We start from the raw sequence: 8171 nt of genomic DNA, 5'->3' as shown, positions 1-8171 counted from the left end.
GGCGACACGCGCCTGAAGGTGGCCGGCACCAGCCTGGCAGGCGGCGCGGCGGCGCAAGATTTGGCACCGCTGCACTGCCAGCGCATCATGACGGGCGCGCTGATGCCGCCAGGGCTGGACACCGTGGTGCCGCAGGAATTCACCCGCAGCGAGGACGAGATCATCGTGATCCCGGCCGGCTCCGTGCGCCCCGGCGACAACCGCCGCCTGGCCGGCGAAGACCTGGCGCGCGGCCAGGTGGCGCTTGCCGCCGGCCGCATCATCCGGCCCGCCGACCTGGGCCTGATCGCCTCGCTGGGCCAGGCCGAGGTGGCGGTGCGCCGGCGCCTGCGCGTGGCCATCCTGTCCACCGGCGATGAACTGCGCTCGCTAGGCCAGCCACTGGAGCCGGGCTGCGTCTACGACAGCAACCGCTACACGCTGTGGGGCCTGCTGCAGCGCCTGGGCGTGGAGGTGATCGACCTGGGCGTCGTCAAGGACGATCCCGATGCGCTGCGCCAGGCCTTCAGCGAGGCCGCGGCCAGCGCCGACGCCATCATCAGCTCGGGCGGCGTCAGCGTCGGCGAGGCCGACCACACCAAACGCATCATGGCCGAGCTCGGCGAAGTGCTGTTCTGGAAGATCGCGATGCGCCCCGGCCGGCCGATGGCGATCGGCCGCATTCCAGCGAGCGGCCGCGACGCCATCCTGTTCGGCCTGCCCGGCAACCCGGTGGCGGTGATGGTGACCTTCTACGCCTTTGTGCGCGACGCGCTTCTGGCGATGGCCGGCGCGCAGGCGCAAGCCCTGCCGATGCTGTGCGCGCAAGCCGTCAAGCCACTGCGCAAGAAGCCCGGCCGCACCGAATACCAGCGCGGCGTCGTCAGCCGCGCCGCCGATGGCCGCTGGCAGGTCGAGATTACCGGCAACCAGGGCTCCGGCATCCTCTCCAGCATGAGCCAGGCCGATGGCCTGGTGGTGCTGGGACATGAGCAGGGCGATGTCGCGGCCGGCGACCCGGTGGATGTGCTGCTGTTCGAGGGGCTGAACGGCTGAGACCAGCTGCTAACAGCCCCTAGTTCAGCAATGCGGACATCCGCGCACCGGCGATGTCATTGCCACGCGGAGAGACGTGGGCGAAGTCGATGTACAGGTACTCTTCACCATCGAACATCGAGGTCAGGTCTGCATAGGCGATGCCTGCCGCTTGCAACTGTCGCTTCAACTCAGGATAGACCGCGTCGTACTGGGCCTTCAGCGGAGCGCTGGCGCGCACGGCCGGGAGATGCCCCAGCTGCGGTGATCCGGTAAACGACACCGGCTGCAGCACCGCGAGGAATTTGCCGCCGTTCTTCTGCACCAGGTCGCGCGCCAGACTCCAATCCATCACCAGCGCGGCGGCAATCGCCCTCCGCTTCTCCTCGTTGCTGTGGCAGTCGTAGCCCATGTCGGATCGCGCCGAAGCGCCGACAGACCGCAGGCCGCGGCCGAGCAGTTCAAGCGTCGGGGATAGCAGCTGCATACTCAGCTGGGTGCTGCTCATGCGTTCGCGGATGGTGACCTCATGCGAGGTGGAGTAAAAGCCGAGTTCCGCGCGGCACTTGATCACCACCTCGTTGGCGCCGTCATAGAACACCACATGCCCAGGCTTGCCGCCCTGCAGATAGCTCTTCATCAGCAGGTTGTAGCTCTGGTGGGCGGTGTAGGCTGACTCGCCAAAGTTGAAGACAGTGCGGCCCGCATGCTGCTGCAAACGAGCGGGGATCGTGTGGGCATCGGAAGCACCCGGGCCCCAGGTCGTCGACCCACCGAAGAACCAGACCTGTGCCTCTTCACGACGCGGGGCGGCCGGGTGCACGCGGTAGCCCTGCGCATCGATGTTGATGGTGGAACCGGCAAAGGGCGCCCGGCGCCAGCCGATGAAGTCGAAGTAGGTCGTCGACACCCGGGAAAACTCCCGAAAGTGCTGCGCGGCCCAATCAACGCCACGGTAGTTCGGCAGCAGCGCGCGCTCGTCGCCGGCGCTCCAGGCGCGCTTCAGCGCCTGGTAGGCGTCAAAGCCAAGCGGCGGCAACAGCACCAAGGCCACCAGCATCAGCAGGAACACGGCCAGGTTGATCAGCAAGGTTCGCATCGTGCGGCTCCAGCGTCCTCGTCTTCAGCGCTTGCGGCCGATCATGATGAACAGGCCACCATCCTTGCCACCGCCGGCCAGCATGTTCAGCTCCGTCATCGTGCGGCTCAGGCGGCTGCCGGCGGCGTGCGGCGCAAACAGTGACTCCCTGCTCTCGAAGGCCGAACCGTCGAGGTGCGGAATCCCATTGACGAAGTCAACGCCATAGCGCTCGAACCAATCCAGCACTTCGCTCATCGAGTGGCGGGTCTCATGCGGATGCCGGTACTGGTCCATGAACCAGGCCTTGACCCGTTCGGGCTCACGATGCCAGTCGCTCAAGCGGTGATCCAGGAAGTAGAGGCTGGGGCCAAAAGTCCGAAACAGCCCGCGCTTCCAGAGTGTGGGCAAGCGGCCGAGGGCGTTGTAGAGCCCCATCACGAAATAGCCGCCGGGCTTGAGCTTGGACAGCAGCGCTCGGAAGCCCCCCTCGCAGTCACCCGTGTGGTGCAGCACACCGTTGGAGACGATGACATCAAAGCTCTCGTCGCGGAACGGCGGCCGGAACAAGTTGAACTGCATGAAACCGACATTACGGACGGAGTAGGTATCCGCGAAACGCTTGGCCAGCCGCAGGGAGTTCAGGCACATGTCCCCCGCCACGACGCGCCGGCGCCAGGACATGCCCAGGAAGTTGCTGAGCTGGCCGGTGCCGCAACCGGCTTCGAGCACGAGCGCGTCCTTTGGCAGTTGCTCATCGAGCAAGGCCGCGAACACGCCTTTGCGGGCCTTGTCCATCAGGCTGGCACGCGAATCGAACCCGTCGTAGTTCGGAAACGGCGTTTCCTCGTAGAAGGCCTTCACCAACTCCGTCACATCGCCCTGGAAGCTGGCATCGTTGGGCGCAAACAGCGAGGGGATGCCGTCCGTCATCGAAACAGGAGCGCCCGAATTGCCTCGCTCAAAGCCCTGACCGGACCAGACGATGTGCTCGCCCGTTGTCGGGTCTTGGAGGATGTCCGTCAGCTCACCCAACATGGCCGCTGGCTCTGGGCGGATCTCGCCTCGCTCGGTGCGCGCGACAGGATTCTTCGGTTCCAAGCTCATTTCCCTTCGTTTTTTGTTGTCCAATCTCGCCTGCCGCGCAAATCGCCGGCCAGCCGAGTAGGTCGTACTGTCGTGAGTCAGCAAGAATCGTGAGTCAACAAGAAGACACCAGGAATTCCAGCAACGGAAATGCAACGGACCGAGCTTTCGGTCTGTTGATGGCCATCGCCTTCCTGGTGATTGGCCTGCTCCCTCTGTGGTGGCATGGCGGCTTGCGCCTGTGGGCCGTGATTGTGGCCGCAAGCTTCGGCACGATCGCCTTCATTGCTCCGGCCCTGCTCGCACCGCTCAAGCAACTCTGGTTGGGCCTCGGCGATCTCCTTCGACGCGTCACGACACCGCTGGTGCTTGCGTTCATCTTCTATGTGGTGCTGACGCCGATGGGGCTGCTGATGCGCCTCTTGGGCAAGGATCTGCTGCGCTTGCAGCGTGATGCGAAGGCTGAGACCTACTGGATCGAGCGCGATCCCCCTGGCCCGGCGCCTGAATCTTTCAAAGATCAATTCTAACCACGCGATCCGCATGAACCTCCTCTCGCAGTTGTGGCGCTATATGCGTGCGCGCCGCAAGTACTGGCTGCTTCCACTCTTCTTCGTGATGCTCCTGCTCGGCGGCCTGCTGGTGCTGGCCAAGGGCTCCGTGGTCGCGCCCTTCATCTACACCATCTTCTGAGGCAGCACAGCGTTGAAGACACTCGGTCTGTCGGCCTACTACCATGACAGCGCGGCAGCGCTGGTCATCGATGGCGAAGTCATTGCTGCTGCGCAGGAGGAACGCTTCACGCGCCGCAAGCACGACGCCGCGTTCCCGATGCGCGCCGTGCAGTACTGCCTGGAGCAGGCTGGCCTGCAGATGGACGACATCGATCATGTCGCCTTCTATGACAAGCCCCTGCTCAAGTTCGAGCGACTGCTGGAAACCTATCTGGCCTTCGCTCCGCGCGGCTACAAGTCCTTCGCCCAGGCACTGCCCATCTGGCTGAATGACAAGCTCTTCCTGTCGAACCTGCTGAAGGGGGAGTTGGCGCAGTTCGGCGACCGCGCGCTCGGCGACGACAGGCTGCTCTTCACCGAGCACCACCTCAGCCATGCGGCCAGCGCCTTCTTCGCCTCGCCCTTCGACGAAGCGGCGGTGCTGACGATCGACGGTGTCGGCGAATGGGCCACCACCACACTGGCGCACGGCAAAGGCAGCGATCTGAAGATCCTGCGGGAAATCCACTTTCCGCATTCGCTGGGCCTGCTCTACGCCGCCTTCACCTACTACCTCGGCTTCAAGATCAACTCGGGCGAGTACAAGATCATGGGCCTGGCTCCCTATGGCGAGCCCAAGTACGCACAGCTGATCCGCGAGCACCTCATCGAGGTCAAGCCCGATGGCTCCTTCCGCCTGGACCTGAGCTACTTCGACTATTGCACCGGGCTGACGATGACCAATGAGCGCTTCGACAGGCTCTTTGGTGCGCCACGACGCACGCCGGAATCGGCGCTGACCCAGCGCGAGATGGACATCGCCGCATCGCTGCAGCAGGTCACCGAAGAGGTGATGCTGAAGCTGACGCGCTCGATTGCCAAGAGCACCGGCCTGCGCAACCTTTGCCTCGCAGGTGGCGTTGCGCTGAACTGTGTCTCCAACGGCAAGATCCTTCGAGACGGCAGCTTCGAGCACCTCTGGGTGCAGCCGGCCGCCGGCGACGCGGGCGGCGCCCTGGGTGCCGCCCTGGCCGTCCAGCACATGTACAAGGGCGTGCCGCGAGCGGCGCTGGGCGAACGCACCGATCTGATGCAAGGCGCCTTGCTGGGCCCGAGCTACCCGCAGGCCGAGTGCGAGGCACGCCTGCACGCCGCAGGCGCCAACTTCGTGGTGCTAGACGACGAGGCCTTGCTGGATCGCGTGGCCAGCGCCATGGCAGACGGCAAGGCCATCGGCTGGTTCCAGGGCCGCATGGAATTCGGCCCGCGTGCGCTGGGTGCGCGCTCGATCATCGGCGATGCCCGCTCGCCGTCGATGCAATCGGTACTCAACCTGAAAATCAAGTACCGCGAGTCGTTCCGACCCTTTGCCCCCTCGGTGCTGAAAGAGCGTGCCAGTGAGTGGTTCGACCTCGAAGCGGACAGCCCCTACATGCTGCTGGTTGCCGATGTCACGGAAAGGCGCCGGCATGAGCTGAGCGAGGCGCAGCGTCAGCTGGGCGGCCTTGAGAAGCTCAAGCTCTGCCGCTCGGAGATTCCTGCCGTCACCCACGTGGACTACTCGGCGCGAGTGCAGACCGTCGATGCCCGCACCAGCCCGCGTTACCACGCGCTGATCAGCCGCTTCGAGGCACTTACAGGCTGCCCGGTGATCGTCAACACCAGCTTCAACATCCGCGGCGAACCCCTTGTCTGCACACCGGAAGAGGCCTTCCGCTGCTTCATGGGTACAGAGTTGGACCTGCTCGTCGTCGAGAACTGTGTGCTGATGCGCGAGGACCAGAGCCCGGCGCTGCGCATCCACTACGCCGACGAACTCGAAGCTGACTGACAGACAGACCGCCCACGGCCGGCCTGCAAAAGGCACCCGGCGGACCCGTCAGCCTTGGCGGACGGGTCACCGGTGAGGCGCTCAAGTCTCGCGCCGCATCGCGGTGAACTGCGCGAACTCCCAGGAGCGCAGGCCCAGCAGCAGGGTGTAGCCGTCGCGCGACTCGGGCGCCAGGCGCTGGTCGTCGGCATGCAAACGCGCCAGTTCCGCGGCCAGCTGCTGGATCTTCTGCACCAGCTCCTGCGCGCTGGGGTCCGAGAGCCGGCCATGCACCAGCAGCAGGGTCTCGCCGGGCGCATCGAAGTTGCCGGCAAAGTAATCGTCCACCACATACTTGCGCACGAAGCGTTGCATCGGCCCGTCCGGCAACCAGCGGAAGGCGCGCGACACCCGCAGGCGGTAGCGGTTCAAGGGCTTCAGCTCGATCACCTCCAGCCGGTCGAGCTTGACCAGATAGCGGATGCAGTCGGCCTCGCTGATCTGGTAAGTCTCGACGATCTGCTCCAGCGTCCAGTGGCCCAGACAGCTGATCGCCACCAGCAGCAGCCTGGGGTCGCTGACCAGCGAGCGCTCCTGCGCCAGCGTCAAGGTATCGGCCGCAGGCGCGGCATCCGCGGCCTGGCGCATCACGTCCTCCAGGCTGACGCCCACCGCCTTGCAGATCTCGGCCAGGCGCGACAGCGTCATGTCGCCCAGCGAGAACATGCGCTTGACGCTGGATTCACTCAAGGACAGGCGCTGCGCCAGCAGCCTGTAGGTGATGCCGGCAGCGCGCATCTCGGCGCGCAGCACCTGCAGCAGAAGTTCGGGACTGCTCATGGATGGACAAAGGCCTTGTCAGTGGCAAAGGTCATGCTTGATGTGGCGAAAGGTAAGTACCGCAATACGCACCCTGGTAGCCAGAAATACTGCACCCGGTTCATTCTCGCTGAACTTTCCGCCAAGGCCGAAGACACTTCAGTCACCCCGGCGGCCTCGGCTCAAAGCACATTGGTTCGCGAAGCAAGCTCTACCGAGCCGAGGATCGCCGGGCCCTGTCACTAAGGAGTTTCGACCCATGAGCAAGTCCTTCCGTATCCTCGCTGCCGGCCTGATCACCGTCCTCGCGGGCGCAGCTTCGGCACAGACCGCATCGCTGTCCAAGCCCGATTACTACGCTGGCGCCGGCCTCGGCGTCTACAACAAGTACAGCCTGACTTGCGCAGCCGGCGCCAAGTGCGACCGCACGGCCGACCTCGGCGGCAAGATCTACGGCGGCGCCGATTTCGGCAGCTTCGGCGTCGAGGCCCTGGCCTTCGGCCTGAAGAGCGCCCAAGGCAACCTGAAGAACGGCTCCGGTCTGACCTTGCCGGGTTCCGTCAGCATGAGCGGCGTGGGCGTGGTGGGCGTGATGCCCTATAGCCTGGGCGACTTCACGCTGAAGGGCCGTCTGGGTCTGGGCTATGTGCGTGGCAAGGCCAGTATCGGCAACGGCGTGCAGGATGACTCCAGCGTGCGTCCGCTGGTCGGCCTGGGTGCCAGCTACGCGCTGAACAAGCAGGTCTCGCTGAACGCTGATTGGGATCGCTTCGACGCCAAGTACAGCAACAAGGGCAAGGTCCACGCCAATATGCTGTCGGTGGGCGTGAGCTACAAGTTCTAAGCTGCTTCTTGATGTGGCAGAGCGCCCACCACGGGCGCTTTCCAAGTCATGCCAGCCTGCCCTCGCCCAAGCGCGAGTGCAGGCTGTCTGCTTTGCGGCATCGAGCTCAGCGGCTGTTCAACAAGCGTTCAGCCAGCGCGAAATCGGCCGGCCAGGTGACCTTGAAGTTCTCCATCGGACTCTCCACCAGCAGCGGCTGGTGGCCCAGGGCCTCGATGGCGCTGGCCTCGTCGGTCACGCCCTCGGTACCAGCCGCCAGCGCCGGCTTCAGCAGGCCAAGGCGAAACATTTGCGGCGTCTGCGCGGCCCACTTGCCGCGCCGGTCCACGGTGGCGGCCACGCGGCCAGCGGCCGTCGCGTCCTTCAGCGTGTCGGCCACCGGCAGCGCCAGCAGGCCGCCGACCTCGTCGTCGGCGCAGGCGGCGATCAGGCGCGAGACCCACTCAGGCCGCAGCAGGCAGCGTGCCGCGTCATGCACCAGCACCCAGTCATGCGGCTGCGCGCCACGCGCCAGCAGTTCGATCAGGCCATTGGCCACGCTCTCGGCGCGCGTGGCACCGCCGCAGCGGGCCACCCAGGCGCGCTCGCCGGCAAAACCCGGCACCGCGGCCTCAAACTGATCGTCTTCGGGCGACAGAACCACCAAGGTGGCGTCAAGACCTGGCACCGCAGCCAGCGCGTCCAGCGTGTGGGCCATCATCGCGCGGCCGGCCAGATTCACGTATTGCTTGGGGCGGTCGGCGCCTGAGCGCGCGCCGACACCGGCGGCCGGCACCAGCGCATAGCAGCGCGGCTCCAGCCCGATGG

At 65.5% G+C, this 8171-nt stretch carries 9 protein-coding genes; 5 read left to right on the top strand and 4 right to left on the bottom strand.

All coding sequences use genetic code 11. The features are described from left to right. On the top strand, positions 1-1035 hold a 1035-nt coding region (gene glp, locus ACIQ67_RS18265; protein WP_397535805.1), incomplete at its 5' end, for a gephyrin-like molybdotransferase Glp. Between the two features lie 19 nt (positions 1036-1054). Here the strand turns inward: glp and ACIQ67_RS18260 are convergent. Together ACIQ67_RS18260 and ACIQ67_RS18255 are read right to left on the bottom strand one after the other, a co-directional pair. Continuing rightward, positions 1055-2113 (bottom strand): hypothetical protein, encoded by a 1059-nt coding sequence (locus tag ACIQ67_RS18260; RefSeq protein ID WP_397535804.1) that lies wholly within the window; start codon positions 2111-2113, stop codon positions 1055-1057. Positions 2114-2137: 24 nt separating this feature from the next. Beyond that, positions 2138-3193, bottom strand: coding sequence for a class I SAM-dependent methyltransferase (locus ACIQ67_RS18255; RefSeq protein WP_397535803.1), 1056 nt, complete (start codon positions 3191-3193; stop codon positions 2138-2140). 95 nt (positions 3194-3288) lie between these two features. Between ACIQ67_RS18255 and ACIQ67_RS18250 the strand changes: the two genes are divergently transcribed. From ACIQ67_RS18250 to ACIQ67_RS18240, 3 genes are read left to right on the top strand one after another with little or no spacing between them, the layout of a single operon-like run. Further along, positions 3289-3708, top strand: a complete 420-nt coding sequence (locus tag ACIQ67_RS18250; protein ID WP_397535802.1) for an SxtJ family membrane protein — start codon at positions 3289-3291, stop codon at positions 3706-3708. Between the two features lie 13 nt (positions 3709-3721). Beyond that, positions 3722-3871, top strand: coding sequence for a DUF5989 family protein (locus ACIQ67_RS18245; RefSeq protein WP_397535801.1), 150 nt, complete (start codon positions 3722-3724; stop codon positions 3869-3871). A 12-nt stretch (positions 3872-3883) separates the two neighbouring features. Further along, positions 3884-5722 (top strand): carbamoyltransferase, encoded by a 1839-nt coding sequence (locus tag ACIQ67_RS18240; protein WP_397535800.1) that lies wholly within the window; start codon positions 3884-3886, stop codon positions 5720-5722. Between the two features lie 81 nt (positions 5723-5803). Here ACIQ67_RS18240 and ACIQ67_RS18235 read toward each other — a convergent pair whose 3' ends face one another. Next, the gene (locus tag ACIQ67_RS18235) at positions 5804-6541 is read right to left on the bottom strand and encodes a helix-turn-helix domain-containing protein (protein WP_397535799.1); all 738 of its coding nucleotides are present in this window, start codon (positions 6539-6541) and stop codon (positions 5804-5806) included. Positions 6542-6779: 238 nt separating this feature from the next. Between ACIQ67_RS18235 and ACIQ67_RS18230 the strand changes: the two genes are divergently transcribed. Next, a complete protein-coding gene (locus ACIQ67_RS18230) occupies positions 6780-7364 on the top strand; it encodes an outer membrane beta-barrel protein (RefSeq protein ID WP_397535798.1) in 585 nt (194 codons plus the stop codon). Positions 7365-7470: 106 nt separating this feature from the next. Here ACIQ67_RS18230 and ispD read toward each other — a convergent pair whose 3' ends face one another. Next, complete coding sequence (gene ispD, locus ACIQ67_RS18225; protein ID WP_397535797.1) at positions 7471-8169, bottom strand: 2-C-methyl-D-erythritol 4-phosphate cytidylyltransferase; 699 nt, start codon at positions 8167-8169, stop codon at positions 7471-7473. Positions 8170-8171: the final 2 nt, after the last annotated feature.

It is taken from the genome of Roseateles sp. (genome assembly GCF_044373315.1).
Lineage (GTDB): Bacteria > Pseudomonadota > Gammaproteobacteria > Burkholderiales > Burkholderiaceae_C > JACDQM01.
Note: the sequence above shows the minus strand (reverse complement) of the source record. Positions and strands in the feature narration are given on the sequence as shown.